Source organism: Pseudomonas sp. S10E 269, from assembly GCF_002798465.1.
Classification (GTDB): Bacteria; Pseudomonadota; Gammaproteobacteria; order Pseudomonadales; family Pseudomonadaceae; genus Aquipseudomonas; species Aquipseudomonas pergaminensis.
This window is the reverse complement of record NZ_PHIJ01000001.1, coordinates 4,413,919-4,434,173: the sequence shown is the minus strand read 5'-3', so window position 1 is coordinate 4,434,173 and position 20,255 is coordinate 4,413,919. Positions and strand designations below refer to the sequence as shown.

Sequence of the window (20,255 nt, the reverse complement as noted above, 5' to 3'; positions counted from 1 at the left end):
ACGCTACCGACAGCGATTGCATTACAGGTTTGTAATCAAGCTGTAAGTCTTGCCGGCACCCTCACTTCATACAGTGGAGTCGTCAGTCACCCACATCGGATGACGCTACTTCCTACTGATGAAAAGGGTCCACCCATGAAACCTGCAAGTAAACTCTGCCTGATCGCCGCCAGCCTGTTGATGCTGGGTACCGGCACCGCCATGGCGAGCACCGTCACGCCGGTCAAAGCCAATAACGTGGTGCTGGTGCACGGTTCCTGGGCTGACGGTTCAAGCTGGTCCGAGGTGATCACCCGTCTCCAGGCCGCTGGCCTGCACGTCACGGCCGTGCAGAACCCCCTGACCTCGGTGGCCGACGATGTCGCCGCCACCAACCGTGTGCTTGACCAACAAGATGGCCCCACGGTGCTGGTTGGCCATTCCTATGCCGGCACCGTGGTCAGCGACGCCGGGGTCAACCCCAAGGTCAGCGCCCTGGTGTACGTCGCCGCGCGTGCACCGGACGCCAACGAAGACTTCGTCGCGCTCTCGGCCAAGTACCCGACCATGCCGGTGCGCGCCGGTGTCGAAGACCACGGCGGCTACCTCACCCTGAGCCAGGACGCCTTCCTCAAGTACTTTGCCGCCGATGTACCACGCGCCAAGGCCCTCGAGCTCTACGCCGTGCAGCAACCCATCACCAAGACCCTGTTCAGCGGCCGCACCGTCAATGCCGCGTGGCACACCAAGCCGTCCTGGTACGCGGTGTCGGCAAATGACCAGACCATCAACCCGGACCTGGAGCGCTTCCTCGCCAAGCGCATGAACGCCACCACCATCGAGCTGCCTTCGAGCCACTTGTCGCTGGTGTCCCACGCCAAGGAAATCACCGACCTGATCCTCGAAGCCTCTGGCCGTCAGCCCTGAGTCCTGCATTACACATTTGTCATCATCCTGTTGGTTGGCTGTTCGGGGAGCCTGGTTACTGTGAACTCACTGCCACGACCTGGCAGCCAACCCTTTAAGAGAGATACCACCATGAAACTGTTTATCCTCGGCTTTGCCGCTTTGCTCGCGACCGGTTCCGTGTTTGCTGCTGAACCTGTGATCCACGACAAGACCGGCTTTTTCGTACACCTGGATGTGGCCAAAGTGCTGTCGAGCACCGACACCTACGGTCAATGCGGCATCGTCCCGGCACGACTCGACTACCTGGACAGCCAGGGCCGCGAACACGTGCTGGACTACCAGGTCCAGGGCATTGGTTGCGCCAGTGACAATTGATCGGGCTACACTTGCGCCACGCATTGAAACAGGGCACTTCCCATGAACATTCTCGTAGTCGAAGACGAACCCAAGGCAGGCAATTACCTGCTCAATGGCCTGCAGGAATTGGGCTACTCCGTCAGCCTCGCCCGCGACGGCGTGGACGGCTTGCACCAAGCCCTGGAAACGCCGTTCGACGTGATCGTGCTGGACGTGATGATGCCCAAAATGGACGGCTGGGAAGTGCTGCGCCGCCTGCGCAAGGAAGCCGATACGCCGGTGCTTTTCCTGACGGCCCGCGACGACATTGCCGACCGCATCAAGGGCCTGGAACTGGGGGCCGATGATTACCTGATCAAGCCGTTTTCCTTCGCCGAACTGGTGGCACGCTTGCGTACCCTGACCCGTCGCGGCCCGAGCCGGGACGAGGAACAACTGCAAATCGCCGACCTGCAAATCGATGTACTGAAGCGCCGTGTCACCCGCGCCGGCACCCGCATCACCCTGACCAACAAAGAGTTCGCCCTGTTGCATCTGTTCGCGACTCATCAGGACCAGGTGCTCTCCCGCTCGCTGATCGCGTCGCGGGTGTGGGACATGAACTTCGACAGCGACACTAACGTGGTGGACGTAGCCGTGCGGCGACTGCGCTTGAAAATCGACGATCCTTTCCAGCTCAAACTGATCCACAGCGTGCGCGGCATCGGCTACCGCTTCGATACCCAGCCATGAGCAAACCTCGCCATTACTCCCTGACCCTGCGCCTGGCGTTGATCTTCGCCCTGCTCGCCTTCGCCTTGCTGGCGACCCTCGGTGTGGCACTGTATCGCGAGCTGGAGCGGGAATTGATCATGCGTGACGACGCGGCGTTGATCTACCGCATCGATCAGTTGCGCAACTTGCTCAATGACAGCAACACCCTGGACCTGATCAAGACCAAGCCGGAACTGTTCCAGAACATGCTGGGCAACCGCGAATCGGTGCTGAGCATCGCCGCGCCAGGACAGAAGCCATTGCTGACGGTCAACCCCGGCAATATCGAACTGCCTGCCGTGCCGCCGGTCCCCAAACACCATGAACTGACGTTCGCCGACGTGCACCATTTTCCCGGCATCAATGGCGTACCTCTCGCCACCGTGGCCGCGTCCATCGACTCCGGTGACCTGGGCAGCCTGCAAGTGACTACGGGGCGCCTGATGACCGAGCGCACCGCCGTGCTCGCCAGCTATCGCTTGAGCGTTTATATCCTGGCGAGCATTGCCGCCATCATCCTGGCCGTGGTGGGTTACTTGTTCGTCCATCGTGGGCTGTTACCGCTTCGCCGCCTGGCAAGGCATGCCCAGGGCATTGGTGTCGGCAACCTTGCCGAACGCCTCGACAGCCACGGCGCGCCGAAAGAGCTGCTGCCGATGATTGATTCGTTCAACACCATGCTTGAGCGGCTGGCCAAGGGCTTTGTGCAACTGGGCCAGGTGTCCACCGACATGGCCCACGAGCTGCGTACGCCCATCAATAACCTGCTGGGGGAAACCCAGGTCGCCCTGCAACAGAACCGCAGCATCGAGAGCTATCAGCAACTGCTGGCGTCCAACGTTGAAGAACTTGAGCGCCTGGCGCGGATGCTCGACAACATGCTGTTCCTGGCCCGAACCGACCCGGCCAGCGCCCTGCGCCAGCGCCAGGAACTCAGCGCAGCGGACGAGGTGGAACGCATCGCCGAGTACTTCGAGGGTTTGGCGGGTGATGTGGACATCAGCATTCAGGCCGAAGGTGACGGCGTGATCTGGGCGGAACCGATGCTGCTGCGCAGGGCGCTGGCGAACCTGTGCGCCAACGCCGTCAAATATGGTGCGCCGGGGACAACACTGGAGATCCGGGCGATTCCAAGTGCCGAAGGCATTTACCTGAGAGTCAGCAATCGAGGCGAAACCATCGCCGCCGAGCACCTGCCGCGACTGTTCGAACGGTTTTACCGGGTGGATGAGTCACGGGAACGTTCGGCGCAGTCCAATGGGTTGGGCTTGTCGATCGTGGCGACCATCATGCAACTGCATAACGGCCGTTACAGCGTGAGCAGTGATGCGGGGGTGACGTGTTTTGAGCTGTACTTTCCGAAACGCGAAAACTGAACGGCGAACGCCCAGTGTTATTTTGCAAAGGTTTGTCGCTTACGGTTGGACTGAAGCCACACTATTCTCATTTCCAAGGGGCTCAAGGCAGAGCCGGCAACCGTCGACAAATGGAGATTCGGAAATGGAAATACGTTTAGGTTTACTGGAAAAGGGGCTGGTTGAAATGAATGAGAAGCTGATCACCGTTTCGAGCAAGGCAGACGCCATGGATAAGCACTTCGCGTCCAAGGCAGACCTCGCAACCACTGAACTGAACCTTATCAAGTGGTACGTGGCCACTGCCTTCGCAATGACAGGCCTGGCCTGCGCCATCACCTTCGGGCTCACTCGACTGTTTGCAATTTGAGAAGCGTCGGGCCGGTCAGCTGACTTGCCCGCCCGCTTCTTTCGTGTCCACCGGTGTATGCCACGCCGTCAGTACAGCCGTCTGCAATCCCGCGACCATCGTATCCAGCGCCATCGAGGGCCGCTGTGCTCCCGCCACCTGTTCCGGCAAAAGCGGTACGTGGATAAACCCACTGCGTATCCCAGACCCTGCAAGCGCATGCTGCAACAGATAAAAAATCTGATTACACACGAACGTCCCTGCCGTCTGCGATACCGAGGCCGCGATTCCCGCTTCGCGCACGGCCTTGACCATCGCCTTGATCGGCAGCGTCGTGAAATACGCCGCCGGGCCGCCAGCCACCACTGCCGTATCGATTGGCTGCTCGCCGAGGTTATCGGGGATGCGTGCATCGTTGATATTGATCGCCACCCGTTCGACTGAGATATCGCTACGCCCTGGCCCCAGGCCAGTGGCGATCACCATCGCTGGGCGCAGCTCGTCGATCAACTGACTCAGGCGCTCGCCAGCGGTGGCAAATGCACAAGGCAGGCGGCGCGCAACAATCTGCGCATCGACGCCCAGTGGCACGCCGTCCAGTTGGCGCACCGCTTCCCAGGACGGGTTCACCGGGTCTTGATCAAAGGGTTCAAACCCCGTCAGCAGTATGATTTGCATCCTGGCCTCACATCAGCAGGTAAAGCAGCACAATATTGACCACCAGCATCATCAACGCAGTTGGCAGCTGAGCCTTGATCACTGCGTTCTTGTCCGGCAGCTCGAGCAACGCCGCCGGCACGATATTGAAGTTGGCGGCCATCGGGGTCATCAGGGTACCGCAGTAGCCGGAGAACATGCCGATCGCCGCCATCACCGCCGGATTACCGCCGTAGATACCGACCAGCACCGGCACGCCGACGCCGCCGGTCATCACCGGGAACGCCGCGAAGCCATTCCCCATGATCACCGTAAACAACGCCATGCCCAGCACGTAGACCATCACTGCCACCAACTTGTAATCCAGGTTGATATAAGTGGTGGTGACATGCGCGACAGCCGTGCCGACCCCGGCTTCGTTAAACAGCAAACCCAGCATTGCCAGCATCTGCGGAAGCACCATGGCCCAGCCAAGCGCTTCAGTCAGGCGACGGGACTCACGCAAGGCCTGTACCGGCGTATCACGGGTCAGCCAGCAAGCCAGGCCCAGGGCGATCAGGCAGCCGATGCCCAGGGACACAAAGGTGGTGTTTTTCGGGTCCAGCAGCGGGACGCCGCCGATCTCGGTGTGTTTGAGCAATACCGAGCCGATCACGGTGGTCAGGGGAATGGCCAGCGCCGGGATAAACAGCTTATGACCCAGGCGGCCGGCACTGGCACGGGATGCCTTGTCATGCAGTTCGGCATGTTTGCCACGGCCAACACCGCCCATGCCGGCGATCAACGCCATCACCACGACACCAGCGCCGATGGCCACTGAGGGCAGACGCTCGCCGATCAGGAATGGAATGGCGAACAACAGCCAGAACAGTGCCGTGGACCAGCGCTTGGGATGGGTCCGGTCCATCACGATCATGCCTGCCGTGATCAGCAGCAGAACCCCGGCCAGCCAGTAAAGGTATTGAATGGAAATAATCATTGCGCGGCCTCCACCGGGGTGGCGGCAGTCGTCATCTCACGGGTGAGCCTTCGGTCGAACCGATGCAGGCGGATGGCGTGGATGATGAAGGCGCAGATCGCTGTCGGAATCCCCCACACCGCAATGTGCAGTGGCTCCACATCAATGCCCGAACCGAGCAGGAAGGTGTGCATCAGCGCGATCGCGCCAAAGGCGACAAAAATGTCTTCACCAAAAAACAGCCCGACGTTGTCCGTCGCGGCGCACATGGCCAACACCTTGTGACGCAACTTGTCTGGCAGCTTGCCGTAGCGTTTCTCCGCCGCGCCTTCGGCCATCGGTGCCAGCAGTGGACGCACCATCTGCGGGTGCCCACCCAGGCTGGTCAAGCCCATGGCGGCCGTGGATTCGCGCACAAACAGATAGATGATCAACAAACGCCCTACCGTGGCGCGCTCGAACCGCGCAATCCAGTTCTGCGCATGCAGGCGCAGCCCGTGACGCTCCAGCAGGCCGATGACCGCCAGGGGCAATAATAGAATCAATTGCAGGGCACGGGTTTGAAGGAAGCCATCGCCCATGGTGGCGAGGATTGTTTCCAGCGGGAAATGAGCGGCAAACCCGGTGGCTATAGCGGCGGCGGTCACCACCAGCAAAGGGTTGAAGCGCAAGACAAAGCCAACCACGATCACAAGTACGCCGATCAACGGCCATAAGTTCACAACAGTTTGCATGGCGGTGAGGTCCTTAAGTGCGCGCTGCGGCGCCATTACAGCAGGATGTGAACAAAGGGTTCACAGCAAGAAGTGGCGTGCAGTCGGCTCGGTTTTTTATTGTTGACCCGAAAGGTCGAGCGTCAGTGGCGGCAACTTTGCTGCCTGGGAGCGGGAGGTGTCCAACAAGAAAAATTGTTGCTGCGAACCAATAAATTTTGTCGGTGATGCCACACCGCGCATGTAACGAGATGTGGACAGACCGGCAGGGATTCGCGCATCTTAGCGCCGCCTGTTTATCAGGCACGCACCTCAAATCATTACACCCCTCCCGATTACTGTTGCGGATATGGAAATTCAATGAAAACCCAAAAGGTCCTGATCGCCCTCTCCTGCGCCGTTGCGTTGTCCATGCTGGGCGGTTGCGCCGCCAAGGTAAAAAGTGGCGGCAGCGCCGCACTGGCGATCCCGGAATCCGCGAAACACAACCTCGTGGTCAGCATCAAGGGCGAAGGACAGGTCGAGCAAAACCCGGACTGGAACCTGCTCAAGCGTGACTGGAACAACGCGCTGCAGGTCGAAGCTCGCCAGGCCGGCTTCAATGTCACCGAAAGCCCCGCAGTGGCGCCGAGTGGTGAAGACGGCGTCGGCATTAACATTAATGTGAGCAAGTTCCGCTACATCGAGCCGGGTTCACGCTATGTCGCCGGTGCATTGGTCGGCAACGCCTGGGTGTTCTCCCGCGCCGACTATTCCGACCTGAAATCCGGCGCCCCGATTGGCTCGCGCACCTACGACACGTCATCCTCCGCCTGGGAAGGCATTGCCTCGGCCATGACTCAGAAGCAGGTGCAGGCGATTGCCAAGCAGATGATCAGCGATATCAAGAGTGCAAAGGCCAAGTAAACCGCCGCTGTGAGCGAACTCCTCGAATGTATCTGGAAGCTCATCGACGTCGTGTTCAAGCTGCTTGAGTTCGCGGGCGACTACACACCACCGCGGCGAAAACGCGTGTTCTCATTGGGGTTCGTGATGTTTTTGCTGCTGGTGGCGGTCGTTGAACTGGCGCTGCTGCAGTTTTTTCTTGGCGGTAGCGGCTAAGGCTGCCGCCCGGTATCGTCAGCCCAAGCGACCTTCATTGAACAAGGGCCTGCACCGGTGACTTCTTCCACAACACCCGACACCGACCTCAGCGTAAAAACCCGCTTGATTGCCCTGGTGGTCGCCGTGACCTTCTTCATGGAAAACCTCGATGCGACGGTGATCGCCACCGCCCTGCCGACCATGGCATCGGCCTTCGGGGTGACGCCGGTCGACATGAACATCGGCATCACCGCCTACATTCTCGCCGTGGCGATCTTCATCCCACTGTCCAGCTGGGTCGCTGACCGATTTGGAGCGCGCCGGGTATTTGCCGGCGCGATCATCGCCTTTACCCTCGCCTCATTACTGTGTGGCCTGAGCCAGAGCCTTGAGATGTTCGTGTTCGCCCGCGTCCTGCAGGGCATCGGCGGCGCCCTGATGGTGCCGGTGGGGCGCCTGGCAGTGCTGCGCAATACCGACAAAAAAGACTTGGTGAAAATGATCGCGATCATCACCTGGCCAGGGCTGGTGGCGCCGATCCTGGGGCCATTGGCCGGTGGGTTGATCGTGACCCATGCTTCGTGGCCATGGATCTTCTACGTGAACCTGCCGCTGGGCGCCTTGGCACTGGCCGCCGCACTGTGGCTGGTACCGGAAGGCCGCGAGGCCAGCGTGCGCAAGTTCGATGCGAAGGGCTTTGTGTTGCTCGCGGGCGCCTGCGTGGCATTGCTGGGTGGGCTGGAATGGCTGGGTAGCCAGTCCGGCGAAATGCTCATCCCCGGCGCCGGATTGGTGGCGGCGGGCCTATTGCTGTCGGTCTGGGCCGTGCACCATTGCCGGCATTACTCCGACTCGTTGCTGCCGCTGGAAACGCTGTCCATCAACACCTTCCGCGTCAGCATCTATGGCGGCTCACTGTTCCGCCTGGCCATCAGCGCACTCCCCTTCCTGTTGCCGCTGCTGTTCCAGGTTGCCTTCGGCTTGTCCCCGGTGGATGCCGGCTTGTTGGTGCTGGCGGTCTTCGCCGGCAACCTGGCGATGAAGCCATTCACCACAGCCATCATGCAGCGCTTCGGGTTTCGCAAGGTGCTCATGGTCAATGGCATGATCGGCGTGGCGTCAATCGCGGCCTGCGCCTTGTTTACGGCGCAGACACCGTTTGCAGTGATTGCAGCGGTGTTGTTCGTGGGCGGGCTGTCACGCTCGATGCAGTTCACTTGCTACAACTCGATTGGCTTTGCCGACGTGCCCAAAGCACGCATGAGCGAGGCGTCGGCATTGTTCAGCATGTCGTTCCAGCTGGCCATGGGCATGGGTGTGACGGTGGCCGCGTTGTTGTTGCGCGCATCCATGACGGTGCAAGGGCATGAGGTTCAGGCCCAGGTTGTGGATTTCCGGGTGGCGTTTGTGGGGGTGGCGTTGCTGGGGGCGTTGGCGTTGGTGGATGTGTATCGGTTGCCGGCGCAGGCGGGGGAAAGTGTATTGACGCGAAGCTGAGTGAGCCATTCCGGTTGGAGCGTCGTTCGACGATTTCTTATCGTGCTCGACATTGACGAACACCCTGCCGGAGAGCCCGCCCAAGATTGAAGGTGGGCGCCGAACTGGCGTTCTGAGGTGGGGGTTTTGCAAAAGTTTTGCAAATCGCAGACAACAAAAAAGGGCCCACCTTTCGGTGAGCCCTTCTAGACCGCCCAGCAGAGCGGATTTTGTTTGGTAGGCGCGATTGGACTCGAACCAACGACCCCCACCATGTCAAGGTGGTGCTCTAACCAACTGAGCTACGTGCCTGCTGTGAGGCGGCATTCTACGGAATTCCGGAGGGGTGTCAACATCTTTTTTGCAGCTAACCCTATGAATATGCGAATTTTTTATTTGCGTGGGGCACACCCGTGGAATTCGGGTGGCTGGCAGGCAATTTTCAACTCAGGTAGGATCGGCGCACTCGTAAAAAATATAAAACAGAGGTTCCAGGATGGCGAACACCCCCTACCCCCAGTCGTATTACGCCGCTTCCGCGAATGCCGTTCCTCCCCGTCCCGTGCTGCAAGGCGAGGTCGAAACCGATGTGTGCGTGATCGGCGCTGGCTACACCGGCCTCTCCAGCGCGCTGTTCCTGCTGGAGAACGGTTTTCGCGTGACGGTGCTGGAAGCCGCCAAGGTGGGGTTTGGCGCCTCGGGCCGCAACGGCGGGCAGATCGTCAACAGCTACAGCCGTGATATCGATGTGATCGAGCGCAGTGTCGGGCCCAAGCAGGCGCAATTGCTGGGAGAGATGGCGTTTGAAGGCGGCAGGATCATTCGCGAGCGGGTGGCCAAGTATCAGATCCAGTGCGACTTGAAGGACGGCGGCGTGTTCGCCGCGCTCAACAGCAAGCACATGGGCCACCTGGAATCGCAGAAGCGCCTGTGGGAGCGCTACGGCCATACTCAGCTGGAGCTGCTGGACGAGCGCCGCATTCGTGACGTGGTGGCCTGTGACAACTATGTGGGTGGCCTGCTGGACATGAGCGGCGGGCACATCCATCCGCTTAACCTCGCACTCGGCGAAGCGGCTGCCGTGGAATCCCTGGGCGGTACGATCTACGAACAATCGGCTGCGGTGCGTATCGAGCGCGGTGCCAACCCGGTGGTGCACACCGCCGAGGGCAAGGTCAGGGCCAAGTTCATCATCGTCGCTGGCAATGCCTACTTGGGCAACCTCGTGCCAGAGCTGGCGGCCAAGTCGATGCCGTGCGGCACACAAGTGATCACCACGGCCCCCCTGGGCGACGAACTGGCGAAGACGCTACTGCCGCAAGATTACTGCGTAGAAGACTGCAATTACCTGCTCGACTACTACCGCCTCACCAGCGATAAGCGCCTGATCTTCGGCGGCGGCGTGGTGTACGGCGCGCGCGACCCGGCGAATATCGAGGCGATCATTCGTCCGAAGATGCTCAAGGCATTCCCGCAGCTCAAGGATGTGAAGATCGACTACGCCTGGACCGGCAATTTCCTGCTCACCCTGTCGCGCTTGCCGCAGGTGGGGCGCCTGGGCGACAACATCTATTACTCGCAGGGCTGCAGCGGCCACGGCGTGACGTACACGCATTTGGCCGGCAAGGTACTGGCGGAAGCCCTCAGAGGCCAGGCAGAGCGCTTTGATGCATTTGCCGACCTGCCGCACTACCCGTTCCCAGGCGGGCAATTGTTGCGTACACCGTTCGCGGCAATGGGCGCCTGGTATTACGGCCTACGCGACAAACTGGGGTTCTGATCCGAAACTCGTAGGAGCCCGCACGCGGGCTCCTACGGGTCGTACTTATCAAATCGCAGACACAAAAAACCCCGGTCTTTCGACCAGGGTCTTTGCTATCGGATCAAAGTAGCCAGAGGCTTTCTTTGCGCTTCAAGGCGTTCAGTGGGCCTTGAGGCAGATATGGCGCAGCGGACGGGACTCGAACCCGCGACCCCCGGCGTGACAGGCCGGTATTCTAACCGACTGAACTACCGCTGCGTATCGCTTGACCGGTTGAGCGTAAGGCCTCAACCGTCCTTGAACATCTGATCGATCAGCCTTGGCTGTTCAATCTCAAGCCCGACAAATCAGACTTGGAAAATATGGCGCAGCGGACGGGACTCGAACCCGCGACCCCCGGCGTGACAGGCCGGTATTCTAACCGACTGAACTACCGCTGCGCGTCGGTGCAACCTTTAGCGTTGCGTCTTGCCCTGGGGCAAAACTCTCAAGAAGTGGTGGGTGATGACGGGATCGAACCGCCGACCCTCTGCTTGTAAGGCAGATGCTCTCCCAGCTGAGCTAATCACCCTTTGCTTCGTTGAGGCCGCGAAATTTACGCAGGTAGCGGACCTAAGTCAATAGCCCGCTTGAAGTTTTTCTGAAAAAGACAAAATGACTTCAAGACGGCAACCCGCCCTACTCGCTGTAAATCATCTTCTTGCTCATGCCACCGTCCACGACAAACTCTTGCCCGGTGACAAACCCCGCCTGGCGCGACAGCAGCCATGCCACCATCGCCGCTACGTCTTCTACAGTGCCCACCCTGCCCGCCGGATGCTGGGCGTGGTCGGTGTCGCTCAACGGCTCGGCACGACGTGCTGCAGGATCACGCGCATCGATCCAGCCAGGACTGACCGCATTGACCCTTACTTCCGGGCCCAGGCTCATCGCCAGGGCATGCGTGAGGGCCAGCAGGCCGCCTTTGCTTGCGGCATAAGCCTCGGTGTCCGGCTCCGACTGGCGAGCCCGTGTCGACGCCAGATTGACGATGGCGCCACCGTGGGCGCGCAGGTACGGCGCGCAGTGCTTGGCCAATAACATCGGCCCACCGAGGTTCACGGCCAGCACCCGATTCCAGTAAGCCAGGTCCAGGCTTTCCAGGGTGATATTGCGCGGGTCGGCCACTGCCGCGTTGCAGACCAACGCGTCCAGGCGCCCAAACTGCCCCAGCACTTCGGCGACACCCTGGGCCACTTGCTTCTCGTCGGCCACGTCCATGCTGATAAACCAGGCGTTCTCGCCCAGCACCTTGGACACCTTGGAACCGCGCTCGCGGTCCAGGTCGGTCAACACCACCTGCCAGCCTTCGCTGATCAGCCACGCGGCAATCCCGAGACCAATGCCCCGCGCCGCACCGGTGACCAGTGCGACACGCCCGTTACTGGCGGCTGCGGCTTCCATGGACCACTCGATCACAAGGCTGCCAGCCCGCGAGCCAGGTCAGCCTGCAAGTCAGCCACGTCTTCCAGGCCAACCGCGATGCGGATCAGGCTGTCACGGATACCCGCTGCCTCACGCTCCTGCGGCGCCAGGCGCCCGTGGGAAGTGGTACTCGGATGGGTAATGGTGGTCTTGCTGTCACCCAGGTTGGCTGTGATGGAGATCAGGCGCGTCGCATCGATAAAACGCCAGGCGCCCTCTTTGCCGCCCTTGACTTCGAAGCTCACCACGGCACCAAAACCGCGCTGCTGGCGCTGGGCCAACGCGTGCTGCGGGTGGCTCTTGAGGCCGGCGTAATGCACCTTCTCGATACCGTTTTGCTGCTCCAGCCACTCGGCCAGCGCCTGGGCGTTGGCGCAATGGGCCTTCATGCGCAGGTTGAGGGTTTCCAAGCCCTTGAGGAAGATCCAGGCGTTGAATGGGCTCAAGCTTGGGCCAGCGGTGCGCAGGAAGCCCACGACCTCTTTCATCTGCTCACTGCGACCCGCAACCACACCGCCCATGCAACGACCCTGGCCGTCGATGAACTTGGTCGCCGAGTGCACGACGATGTCCGCGCCCAGCTTCAACGGCTGCTGCAGCGCCGGGGTGCAGAAGCAGTTGTCGACCACCAGCAGCGTGCCCTTGGCATGCGCCACTTCGGACAATGCAGCGATATCCACCAGTTCGGCCAATGGGTTGGACGGCGACTCGACGAACAGCAACTTGGTGTTGGCCTTGATCGCTGCCTCCCAGCCAGACAAGTCCGCCAAGGGTACGTAGTCCACTTCGATACCGAAACGCTTGAAGTACTTTTCGAACAGGCTGATGGTCGAACCGAACACACTGCGCGACACCAGCACATGGTCGCCGGCACTGCACAGGCTCATGACCACCGCCAGGATCGCCGCCATGCCGGTGGCCGTGGCCACAGCTTGCTCCGCGCCTTCCAACGCCGCGATACGCTCTTCGAACGCGCGCACGGTCGGGTTGGTATAGCGCGAATACACGTTGCCCGGCACTTCGCCAGCAAAGCGCGCAGCGGCATCGGCGGCGGTGCGGAACACATAGCTGGAAGTGAAGAACATCGGGTCGCCGTGCTCACCTTCCGGGGTGCGGTGCTGGCCGGCGCGCACAGCCAGGGTATCGAAAGCTACGCCATCAAGGTCGCTGTCCAACCGACCGGCATCCCATTCCTGACTCATGCTGCGACTCCTTACTCAATTCTTTATTTAAGATACAAAACCGGCCCCTCAGGGCCGGTTGTCACTCAGTTGTTGTACAGGTCGATGATCGCGCTGACCGCCTGGGTCTTGATCTTCGACGAGTCGTTACGCGCCTGCTCGATCTTGTCCAGGTACGCCTCGTCGACGTCACCGGTCACGTACTTGCCGTCAAACACGGCGCAGTCGAACTGGTCGATCTTGATTTTGCCACCACCGACCGCTTCGATCAGGTCCGGCAAGTCCTGGTAGATCAGCCAATCGGCACCGATCAGGTCGGCCACGTCCTGGGTCGAACGGTTGTGAGCGATCAGTTCGTGGGCGCTCGGCATGTCGATACCGTATACGTTCGGGTAACGCACGGCAGGTGCTGCGGAACAGAAATACACGTTCTTCGCACCGGCTTCGCGGGCCATCTGGATGATCTGCTTGCAGGTGGTGCCACGCACGATGGAATCATCCACCAGCATCACGTTCTTGCCGCGGAATTCCAGCTCGATGGCGTTGAGCTTCTGGCGTACCGACTTCTTGCGCGCTGCCTGGCCCGGCATGATGAAGGTCCGGCCAATGTAGCGGTTCTTCACGAAGCCTTCGCGGAACTTGACGCCCAGGTGGTTGGCCAGCTCCAGCGCAGCGGTACGGCTGGTGTCCGGGATCGGGATCACCACGTCGATGTCATGCTCAGGACGCTCGCGCAGGATTTTCTCGGCCAGCTTCTCGCCCATGCGCAGACGCGCCTTGTACACCGAAACGCCGTCGATGATCGAATCCGGACGCGCCAGGTAGACGTGCTCGAAGATGCACGGGGTGAGTTTCGGTGCCACGGCGCACTGGCGGGTGTGCAGCTTGCCGTCTTCGGTGATGTACACCGCTTCGCCTGGCGCGAGGTCGCGGATCAGGGTGAAACCCAGCACGTCCAGGGACACGCTTTCGGAGGCGATCATGTACTCGACGCCTTCGTCGGTGTGACGCTGGCCGAACACGATCGGGCGAATGCCGTGCGGGTCACGGAAGCCGACGATGCCATAACCGGTGACCATGGCCACTACGGCATAACCGCCGACGCAACGGTTGTGCACGTCGGTGACGGCAGCGAACACGTCTTCTTCGGTCGGCTGCAGCTTGCCGCGCTGGGCCAGCTCGTGGGCGAACACGTTGAGCAGCACTTCCGAGTCGGAACTGGTGTTGACGTGGCGCAGGTCAGATTCGTAAATCTCCTTGGCCAACTGTTCAACGTTGGTCAGGTTACCGTTGTGCGCCAGGGTGATGCCGTAAGGCGAGTTGACGTAAAACGGTTGAGCTTCGGCCGACGTCGAGCTACCGGCAGTCGGGTAACGCACATGGCCAATGCCCATGTGCCCGACCAGGCGCTGCATGTGACGCTGGTGAAACACGTCACGTACCAGGCCATTGTCCTTGCGCAGGAATAACCGGCCGTCGTGGCTGGTCACAATACCGGCAGCGTCCTGGCCGCGGTGCTGGAGGACGGTTAGCGCGTCATACAGCGCCTGATTGACGTTCGACTTACCGACGATACCGACGATGCCACACATGCGACGCAACCCCTACTTAATGAATCTTGACTGAACACAGCTTACTGAGGCGTTTTGGCCGGTAAGAGGTGTTCCTTGAACGGAAGATCAGCGGGTACGCTGATTCCGCTGGCCAGCCACTGACTGCTCCACCCCAGAATGAGGTTTTTGGACCAATCTGCAACCAATAGAAATTTTGGCACGAGTACCGACTCCTGCCACCACGAATCCTGCTGTACCGGCCCCAGGCTCAACAGCCCGACCGCCACGACCACCAGCAACGCGCCACGCGCGGCGCCGAAGGCCATGCCGAGAAATCGATCGGTCCCGGAGAGGCCGGTGACACGTATCAACTCGCCAATAAGATAATTGACCATTGCCCCCACCAGCAGCGTGGCGATGAACATGATGGCGCAGCCCGCGATGACGCGAGCCGAAGGTGTCTCGATGTATCCGGCCAGGTAGACCGACAATGAACCGCCGAACATCCAGGCTACGACTCCTGCGATGATCCAGGTCAGCAACGACAGTGCTTCTTTTACGAAGCCGCGGCTTAGACTGATCAAAGCGGAGATGGCGACGATTGCAACGATCGCCCAATCAACCCAGGTAAATGGCACGTTTGAGCCTACGGACAGATAAGGCGGCGCATTTTAGCAGAGCGTCGGGCTATCGGTAAGCTGTGATTACGGCAGCTTTGCAAATCAATGGGTTGTACCCCTGAATGTAGGAGCCCGACTTGCCGGCGATAGCGATCTTATCGACGCCATCGCCGGCAAGCCGGGCTCCTAAAGGTATGCCGCATCTCAAGCAGGGATCAAATCAGCCGCGTTCAGGCTGGAAACGAGTGACGAATCCTTTAAGGTTCTGCTGGCGATCCAGCAGGTCCCGCAGGCGATCCGCCTCGGCACGCTCGATCAGCGGGCCGATAAACACCCGATTCTTGCCGTCGGCGCTTCGAATATAGGCGTTGTAGCCCTGGCTACGCAGCTTCTTCTGCAAGGCGTCGGCGCCTTCGCGATTGCCCAGGCTGGCGACCTGGATCGACCAACTGATCGGCAAGCCATTCGGGTCGATACGGCTCTGCCCCACATCCGGCTTGCCCGGGGCGGCAGGTTGCGGCGCTACCGGCTTGGGTGCAGGTGCGGGCGCAGCGGGCTTGGTGGCGACAACCGGCGCCGCGGGTGCTGGCTTGACCACTGGCACGCTGGGTTGCACCGGCATCGACGGTGCCTGCTGCGCAGCCACTTCATCGTCAGTCGGTACAGGCTCTTCTTCAGGCAATGCCTGGGGCTCAGGCACCACCACCGGTTCAACCTGCACCTGGGGCACTGCGGGCGCCTGGGGCGCAGCCGGGGCTTCGACGACAACCTGACGCTCTTCGTCCTGGCGGGAAAACAGCATCGGCAGGAAAATCACCGCCAATGCCACCAGCACCAAGGCTCCGACCATTCGCTGCTTGTATGCGCTATCCAGTAATGCCATGTGCAGCTTCCTCCGTGGAGCGCCGGGCCAACCACTCAAGCGCCTCGGCAACACAATAAAATGACCCGAACAACAGAATCTCATCGTCGGGCGTGGCAATGGCGCACTGTGCTTCAAGGGCATCGGTCACGCTTGCATACGACGTCACCGGCGCACCAAGGTTCTGCAAGGCCACTTCCAGTTCGGTCGCCGGACGGCTGCGCGAGGTATCCAGAGGCGCCACGGCCCAAGCCTGGACATTGCCCAGCAAGGGCGCGACCACGCCCTCCAGGTCCTTATCGGCGAGCAAACCGAATACTGCAAGGCGACGGCCGACCGGTGGCCTGCGCGACAGGCGTTGTGCCAGGTACTCGGCCGCATGGGGGTTGTGGCCCACATCCAGCAGCAGGTTCAGGCGCCTGCCCTGCCATTGGAACTCACGTCGATCCAGACGCCCGACCACGCGTGTCGCCAACAAGGTGGCGGCGATCTGCTCGGCATTCCACGGCAGATCCAACAGCAGATAAGCCTGCAGCGCGAGCGCGGCGTTTTCCATCGGCAGGTTCAGCAGCGGCAGATCGCGCAGCTCCACAGCCTGGCCTTGTGCATCGCGCCCACGCCATTGCCAGTGCTGCTCACCAATCTCAAGGTTGAATTCGCGACCACGCAGGAAAAACGGGCAATCCAGCTCGCGCACCTTGTCCAGCAAGGTGTGTGGCGGATCCAGGTCACCACACAGCGCTGGCTTGCCCTGCCGGAAGATCCCGGCCTTTTCGTAGGCCACGGATTCGCGGGTATTGCCCAGGTAGTCGGCGTGGTCCACACCAATACTGGTGACCAGCGCCAGATCGGCATCAACTACATTGACCGTGTCCAGGCGTCCGCCCAGGCCGACTTCCAGCACCACCACATCCAGTTGCGCACGCTCGAACAGCCAGAACGCCGCCAGGGTGCCCATCTCGAAGTAAGTCAGGGATGTCTCACCCCGGCCGGCATCGAGTGCGGCGAAGGCTTCGCAGAGTTGCTCATCGGTGGCTTCGACGCCATTGAGCTGCACCCGCTCGTTGTAACGCAGCAGGTGCGGGGAATTGTAGACGCCGACTTTCAGCCCTTGGGCCTGCAGCAGCGCCGCGACAAAGGCACAGGTAGAGCCTTTGCCGTTGGTGCCGGTCACCGTGATCACTCGCGGTGCCGGCCGGCCCAACCCAAGGCGGGCCGCTACCTGTTGCGAGCGCTCCAGGCCCATGTCGATGGCGGACGGATGCAACTGCTCAAGGTAGGCGAGCCATTCGCCCAGGGTACGTTGGGTCATAGGTTTGCAGGCACCGGCGGCACAACGATCGGCTCGACCTTAGGCGCGATGTAGACGGGCGTCGGCAGGCCCATCATTTGTGCCAGCAGGTTCCCCAGGCGTGGACGCAGCTCGCCGCGCGGGATGATCAGGTCGATCGCGCCGTGCTCCAGCAGGAACTCGCTGCGCTGGAAGCCTTCCGGCAGTTTTTCACGCACGGTCTGCTCGATCACGCGCGGGCCGGCAAAGCCGATCAGGGCCTTTGGCTCGCCAACGATCACGTCACCCAGCATCGCCAGGCTGGCGGATACGCCGCCGTAGACAGGGTCAGTCAGCACGGAGATGAACGGGATGCCTTCTTCGCGCAGACGCGCCAGTACCGCGGAGGTCTTGGCCATTTGCATCAGGGAAATCAGGGCTTCCTGCATACGCGCACCACCGGAGGCGGCGAAGCAGATCATCGGGCAACGGTTTTCCAGGGCGTAGTTGGCCGCGCGGACAAAGCGCTCGCCGACGATGGCACCCATGGAGCCGCCCATGAAGGAGAACTCGAACGCCGACACCACGACAGGCATGCCCAGCAGCTTGCCGCTGACGGAAATCAGCGCGTCTTTCTCGCCGGTCTGCTTTTGCGCAGCGGTCAGGCGGTCCTTGTACTTCTTGCCGTCACGGAACTTGAGACGGTCAACTGGTTCCAGGTCGGCGCCCAGCTCGTTACGGCCTTCGGCGTCGAGGAAGATGTCGATGCGGGCGCGGGCGCCGATACGCATGTGGTGGTTGCACTTGGGGCAAACGTCCAAGGTCTTTTCCAGCTCCGGGCGGTACAGCACCGCGTCGCAGGATGGGCACTTGTGCCACAGACCTTCAGGAACCGAGCTTTTCTTCACCTCGGAACGCATGATCGAAGGGATCAGTTTGTCTACTAACCAGTTGCTCATGCTTTCTTTCTCCAGTACCGGTGGCTTGAACACAGCCCCGCGTATGCCCTTGAGCTAAATTCATATGTGGCGATGACACATGCTGGACGGGGTCAGACGTTCGACCGGCCTTTTCCCGCATGTATCCTCAGCCTTCCAGACAACCTGCCAGCGCAGGGTTGCCACTTCATTTCCGAGCCACCCACAGGCGGCGCCGGGCTGTTTTACACAGTGGTAGTTATGGACGGCGGCAGACTGCCAGCCGTCACATCCCACCGCTGCTGTTGCGCACGGCCTGCATGAATGCGCGAATCTTGCTGTGATCCTTGATGCCCTTGCCCTGCTCTACCCCACCGCTGACATCCACGGCATACGGGCGAACCTGCTCGATCGCCGCCCCGACATTCGCAGGGTTGAGCCCGCCGGCCAGGATAATCGGCTTGCTCAGCCCTGCGGGAATCAGCGACCAATCGAACGCTTCACCGGTTCCACCGGGCACGCCTTCGACGTAGGTGTCGAGCAGGATCCCGCGAGCGCCACCATAGGCGGCACAGGCGGCCGCAATGTCATCCCCGGCCTTGACGCGCAATGCCTTGATGTAGGGGCGCTGGTAGCTTTCACATTCGTCGGGCGTCTCGTCGCCGTGAAACTGCAGCATATCCAGCGGTACGGCATCCAGGGTTTCGTTGAGTTCGCAACGGCTGGCGTTGACGAACAACCCCACGGTAGTCACGAAAGGCGGCAAGGCGGCGATGATCGCCCGCGCCTGCAACACATTCACCGCCCGTGGGCTCTTGGCGTAAAACACGAAACCAATGGCATCCGCCCCCGCCTCGACTGCCGCCAGCGCGTCTTCTATGCGGGTAATCCCGCAAATCTTGCTGCGAACGGCTGACATGTCGTGGAAACCTCAGGGGTTGGACCGAGAAAGTCCCGGATGGTAACAAAAGCTTTTCCGGGCGTCAGCCGCCAAGTTCGCTGAAACCTGTGAGGAAGTGTGGCCCGATGAAACGATCCGGCAGTTCGAACTCGTCGCGGTACTCCACATCCACCAGGTATAGGCCGAACGGATGCGCCGTGACCCCGCCGGTACGGCGGACGCGGCTTTCCAGCACTTCCTTGGCCCACTCCACCGGGCGCTCGCCGGTGCCGATGGTCATCAGCACCCCGGCAATGTTTCGAACCATATGGTGCAGGAACGCCCCGGCGCGGATATCCAGCACGATCATCTTGCCGTGGCGGGTCACGCGCAGGTGATGGACTTCCTTGATCGGCGACTTGGCCTGGCACTGGCCGGCACGGAAGGCGCTGAAATCATGCACGCCCACCAGGTGCTGCGCGGCTTCGGCCATGCGCTCGGCGTCGAGCGGGCGATGGTTCCAGGTGATTTCTTCGTTGAGGTGCGCCGGGCGGATCTGGTCGTTGTAGATCACATAGCGATAACGCCGGGCGATGGCCTTGAAGCGCGCATGGAAATGCGCGGGCATGACCTTGGCCCAGCTGACACTGACGTCATGGGGCAGATTGATATTAGCGCCCATCACCCAGGCCTTCATGGAGCGTTCTGCCTGGGTGTCGAAATGCACCACCTGGCCGCAAGCATGCACGCCCGCATCGGTGCGCCCGGCGCACATCAGCGACACCGGCGAATCAGCAACTTTGGACAGGGCATTTTCCAGGGTTTCCTGCACCGTCAGCACGCCAGACGCCTGACGCTGCCAGCCGCGATAGCGCGAACCTTTGTATTCCACGCCCAGGGCGATGCGGTAAAAGCCTGCGGCCGCCATTTCGGCAGCCGGATTATCTATATTTGCCAAGAACTGAGAGCCTGATGAGTTGCGCAAAGGCGGCCATTATAAAGACCGTAAAGCGCGATGGGCACTTTTGTTACGGATTGGCCCCTAGCAAAATGTGGGAGCGGGCTTGCTCGCGAAGGGGGCGGATCAGTCACAACTTCATTGACTGACACGCCGTCTTCGCGAGCAAGCCCGCTCCCACACTGGGTAGGCGTCGCCC

21 protein-coding genes and 4 tRNA genes are annotated in these 20,255 nt (G+C 61.0%); 9 read left to right on the top strand and 16 right to left on the bottom strand.

Going from position 1 to position 20,255, the window contains the following annotated elements; translation table 11 throughout:
• Window positions 1-135 precede the first annotated feature (135 nt).
• The 5 genes from CWC48_RS20690 to CWC48_RS20670 all read left to right on the top strand — a co-directional run bounded on the left by CWC48_RS20690 (window position 136) and on the right by CWC48_RS20670 (window position 3,723).
• On the top strand, window positions 136-906 hold the full coding sequence (locus CWC48_RS20690) for an alpha/beta fold hydrolase (RefSeq protein WP_078049406.1): 771 nt from the start codon (window positions 136-138) through the stop codon (window positions 904-906).
• A gap of 111 nt (window positions 907-1,017) precedes the next feature.
• On the top strand, window positions 1,018-1,263 hold the full coding sequence (locus CWC48_RS20685) for a DUF2790 domain-containing protein (protein WP_025857849.1): 246 nt from the start codon (window positions 1,018-1,020) through the stop codon (window positions 1,261-1,263).
• Between the two features lie 42 nt (window positions 1,264-1,305).
• Window positions 1,306-1,977 carry a heavy metal response regulator transcription factor gene (locus CWC48_RS20680; RefSeq protein ID WP_010209090.1) on the top strand — a complete coding sequence of 224 codons (672 nt, stop codon included), beginning with the start codon at window positions 1,306-1,308 and terminating at the stop codon, window positions 1,975-1,977.
• Window positions 1,974-3,374, top strand: a complete 1,401-nt coding sequence (locus CWC48_RS20675) for a heavy metal sensor histidine kinase (RefSeq protein ID WP_078049407.1) — start codon at window positions 1,974-1,976, stop codon at window positions 3,372-3,374. The genes CWC48_RS20680 and CWC48_RS20675 overlap by 4 nt, the downstream gene beginning before the upstream one ends.
• A 124-nt stretch (window positions 3,375-3,498) precedes the next feature.
• Window positions 3,499-3,723: a hypothetical protein gene (locus tag CWC48_RS20670; protein WP_100490194.1), complete on the top strand. Its 225-nt coding sequence runs from the start codon at window positions 3,499-3,501 to the stop codon at window positions 3,721-3,723.
• A gap of 15 nt (window positions 3,724-3,738) precedes the next feature.
• Here the strand turns inward: CWC48_RS20670 and pcp are convergent, their stop codons facing one another.
• Genes pcp through CWC48_RS20655 form a run of 3 tightly spaced genes read right to left on the bottom strand, consistent with a single transcriptional unit; the run spans window position 3,739 to window position 6,051 of the window.
• The gene (gene pcp, locus CWC48_RS20665) at window positions 3,739-4,380 is read right to left on the bottom strand and encodes a pyroglutamyl-peptidase I (protein ID WP_099492560.1); all 642 of its coding nucleotides are present in this window, start codon (window positions 4,378-4,380) and stop codon (window positions 3,739-3,741) included.
• A 7-nt stretch (window positions 4,381-4,387) separates the two neighbouring features.
• On the bottom strand, window positions 4,388-5,338 hold the full coding sequence (locus CWC48_RS20660) for a DUF979 domain-containing protein (RefSeq protein ID WP_078049409.1): 951 nt from the start codon (window positions 5,336-5,338) through the stop codon (window positions 4,388-4,390).
• Entirely contained in the window at window positions 5,335-6,051 is a 717-nt protein-coding gene (locus CWC48_RS20655) for a DUF969 domain-containing protein (protein ID WP_100490192.1), read from the bottom strand. The genes CWC48_RS20660 and CWC48_RS20655 overlap by 4 nt, the downstream gene beginning before the upstream one ends.
• Window positions 6,052-6,390: 339 nt before the next feature.
• Here CWC48_RS20655 and CWC48_RS20650 point away from each other — a divergent pair, with 339 nt between their 5' ends.
• The 3 genes from CWC48_RS20650 to CWC48_RS20640 are packed head-to-tail and all read left to right on the top strand — an operon-like array spanning window position 6,391 to window position 8,610.
• Window positions 6,391-6,936: a DUF4410 domain-containing protein gene (locus tag CWC48_RS20650; protein WP_100490191.1), complete on the top strand. Its 546-nt coding sequence runs from the start codon at window positions 6,391-6,393 to the stop codon at window positions 6,934-6,936.
• A gap of 9 nt (window positions 6,937-6,945) precedes the next feature.
• The gene (locus CWC48_RS20645; protein ID WP_100490190.1) at window positions 6,946-7,131 is read left to right on the top strand and encodes a hypothetical protein; all 186 of its coding nucleotides are present in this window, start codon (window positions 6,946-6,948) and stop codon (window positions 7,129-7,131) included.
• 57 nt (window positions 7,132-7,188) lie between these two features.
• Complete coding sequence (locus CWC48_RS20640; RefSeq protein WP_100490188.1) at window positions 7,189-8,610, top strand: MFS transporter; 1,422 nt, start codon at window positions 7,189-7,191, stop codon at window positions 8,608-8,610.
• 214 nt (window positions 8,611-8,824) lie between these two features.
• On the opposite strand, the gene CWC48_RS20635 is transcribed toward CWC48_RS20640, so the two are convergent.
• A tRNA-Val gene (locus tag CWC48_RS20635) sits at window positions 8,825-8,901 on the bottom strand.
• Window positions 8,902-9,085: 184 nt separating this feature from the next.
• On the opposite strand from CWC48_RS20635, the gene CWC48_RS20630 reads away from it, so the two are divergent.
• Window positions 9,086-10,369 carry an FAD-binding oxidoreductase gene (locus tag CWC48_RS20630; RefSeq protein ID WP_099492556.1) on the top strand — a complete coding sequence of 428 codons (1,284 nt, stop codon included), beginning with the start codon at window positions 9,086-9,088 and terminating at the stop codon, window positions 10,367-10,369.
• Between the two features lie 163 nt (window positions 10,370-10,532).
• Here CWC48_RS20630 and CWC48_RS20625 read toward each other — a convergent pair.
• From CWC48_RS20625 to truA, 12 genes are all read right to left on the bottom strand, one after another.
• Window positions 10,533-10,609, bottom strand: a tRNA-Asp gene (locus tag CWC48_RS20625).
• Window positions 10,610-10,714: 105 nt separating this feature from the next.
• Window positions 10,715-10,791 (bottom strand) — tRNA-Asp (locus CWC48_RS20620).
• A gap of 55 nt (window positions 10,792-10,846) precedes the next feature.
• A tRNA-Val gene (locus CWC48_RS20615) sits at window positions 10,847-10,922 on the bottom strand.
• Between the two features lie 107 nt (window positions 10,923-11,029).
• Window positions 11,030-11,794, bottom strand: coding sequence for an SDR family oxidoreductase (locus tag CWC48_RS20610; RefSeq protein ID WP_078049415.1), 765 nt, complete (start codon window positions 11,792-11,794; stop codon window positions 11,030-11,032).
• 11 nt (window positions 11,795-11,805) lie between these two features.
• Entirely contained in the window at window positions 11,806-13,017 is a 1,212-nt protein-coding gene (locus CWC48_RS20605) for an O-succinylhomoserine sulfhydrylase (protein WP_100490187.1), read from the bottom strand.
• 65 nt (window positions 13,018-13,082) lie between these two features.
• The gene (gene purF, locus CWC48_RS20600; RefSeq protein ID WP_078049417.1) at window positions 13,083-14,588 is read right to left on the bottom strand and encodes an amidophosphoribosyltransferase; all 1,506 of its coding nucleotides are present in this window, start codon (window positions 14,586-14,588) and stop codon (window positions 13,083-13,085) included.
• Between the two features lie 41 nt (window positions 14,589-14,629).
• Window positions 14,630-15,187, bottom strand: a complete 558-nt coding sequence (locus CWC48_RS20595) for a CvpA family protein (protein WP_003192538.1) — start codon at window positions 15,185-15,187, stop codon at window positions 14,630-14,632.
• A gap of 202 nt (window positions 15,188-15,389) precedes the next feature.
• On the bottom strand, window positions 15,390-16,052 hold the full coding sequence (locus CWC48_RS20590; protein ID WP_078049418.1) for an SPOR domain-containing protein: 663 nt from the start codon (window positions 16,050-16,052) through the stop codon (window positions 15,390-15,392).
• A complete protein-coding gene (folC, locus tag CWC48_RS20585) occupies window positions 16,036-17,343 on the bottom strand; it encodes a bifunctional tetrahydrofolate synthase/dihydrofolate synthase (protein ID WP_099492917.1) in 1,308 nt (435 codons plus the stop codon). Before folC ends, CWC48_RS20590 begins: the two co-directional genes overlap by 17 nt.
• A complete protein-coding gene (accD, locus tag CWC48_RS20580; protein ID WP_078049420.1) occupies window positions 17,340-18,260 on the bottom strand; it encodes an acetyl-CoA carboxylase, carboxyltransferase subunit beta in 921 nt (306 codons plus the stop codon). The genes folC and accD overlap by 4 nt, the downstream gene beginning before the upstream one ends.
• A 244-nt stretch (window positions 18,261-18,504) precedes the next feature.
• Window positions 18,505-19,137 carry a phosphoribosylanthranilate isomerase gene (locus CWC48_RS20575; RefSeq protein WP_099492916.1) on the bottom strand — a complete coding sequence of 211 codons (633 nt, stop codon included), beginning with the start codon at window positions 19,135-19,137 and terminating at the stop codon, window positions 18,505-18,507.
• 64 nt (window positions 19,138-19,201) lie between these two features.
• Window positions 19,202-20,026, bottom strand: a complete 825-nt coding sequence (gene truA / locus CWC48_RS20570; protein ID WP_078049422.1) for a tRNA pseudouridine(38-40) synthase TruA — start codon at window positions 20,024-20,026, stop codon at window positions 19,202-19,204.
• Window positions 20,027-20,255: the final 229 nt, after the last annotated feature.

Coding starts and splice junctions, on each gene's coding strand:
- CWC48_RS20690 (WP_078049406.1), top strand. CDS start 136: ATGAAACCTGCAAGTAAACTCTGCCTGATCGCCGCCAGCCTGTTGATG.
- CWC48_RS20685 (WP_025857849.1), top strand. CDS start 1,018: ATGAAACTGTTTATCCTCGGCTTTGCCGCTTTGCTCGCGACCGGTTCC.
- CWC48_RS20680 (WP_010209090.1), top strand. CDS start 1,306: ATGAACATTCTCGTAGTCGAAGACGAACCCAAGGCAGGCAATTACCTG.
- CWC48_RS20675 (WP_078049407.1), top strand. CDS start 1,974: ATGAGCAAACCTCGCCATTACTCCCTGACCCTGCGCCTGGCGTTGATC.
- CWC48_RS20670 (WP_100490194.1), top strand. CDS start 3,499: ATGGAAATACGTTTAGGTTTACTGGAAAAGGGGCTGGTTGAAATGAAT.
- pcp (WP_099492560.1), bottom strand. CDS start 4,380: ATGCAAATCATACTGCTGACGGGGTTTGAACCCTTTGATCAAGACCCG.
- CWC48_RS20660 (WP_078049409.1), bottom strand. CDS start 5,338: ATGATTATTTCCATTCAATACCTTTACTGGCTGGCCGGGGTTCTGCTG.
- CWC48_RS20655 (WP_100490192.1), bottom strand. CDS start 6,051: ATGCAAACTGTTGTGAACTTATGGCCGTTGATCGGCGTACTTGTGATC.
- CWC48_RS20650 (WP_100490191.1), top strand. CDS start 6,391: ATGAAAACCCAAAAGGTCCTGATCGCCCTCTCCTGCGCCGTTGCGTTG.
- CWC48_RS20630 (WP_099492556.1), top strand. CDS start 9,086: ATGGCGAACACCCCCTACCCCCAGTCGTATTACGCCGCTTCCGCGAAT.
- CWC48_RS20610 (WP_078049415.1), bottom strand. CDS start 11,794: ATGGAAGCCGCAGCCGCCAGTAACGGGCGTGTCGCACTGGTCACCGGT.
- CWC48_RS20605 (WP_100490187.1), bottom strand. CDS start 13,017: ATGAGTCAGGAATGGGATGCCGGTCGGTTGGACAGCGACCTTGATGGC.
- purF (WP_078049417.1), bottom strand. CDS start 14,588: ATGTGTGGCATCGTCGGTATCGTCGGTAAGTCGAACGTCAATCAGGCG.
- CWC48_RS20590 (WP_078049418.1), bottom strand. CDS start 16,052: ATGGCATTACTGGATAGCGCATACAAGCAGCGAATGGTCGGAGCCTTG.
- folC (WP_099492917.1), bottom strand. CDS start 17,343: ATGACCCAACGTACCCTGGGCGAATGGCTCGCCTACCTTGAGCAGTTG.
- accD (WP_078049420.1), bottom strand. CDS start 18,260: ATGAGCAACTGGTTAGTAGACAAACTGATCCCTTCGATCATGCGTTCC.
- CWC48_RS20575 (WP_099492916.1), bottom strand. CDS start 19,137: ATGTCAGCCGTTCGCAGCAAGATTTGCGGGATTACCCGCATAGAAGAC.
- truA (WP_078049422.1), bottom strand. CDS start 20,026: ATGGCGGCCGCAGGCTTTTACCGCATCGCCCTGGGCGTGGAATACAAA.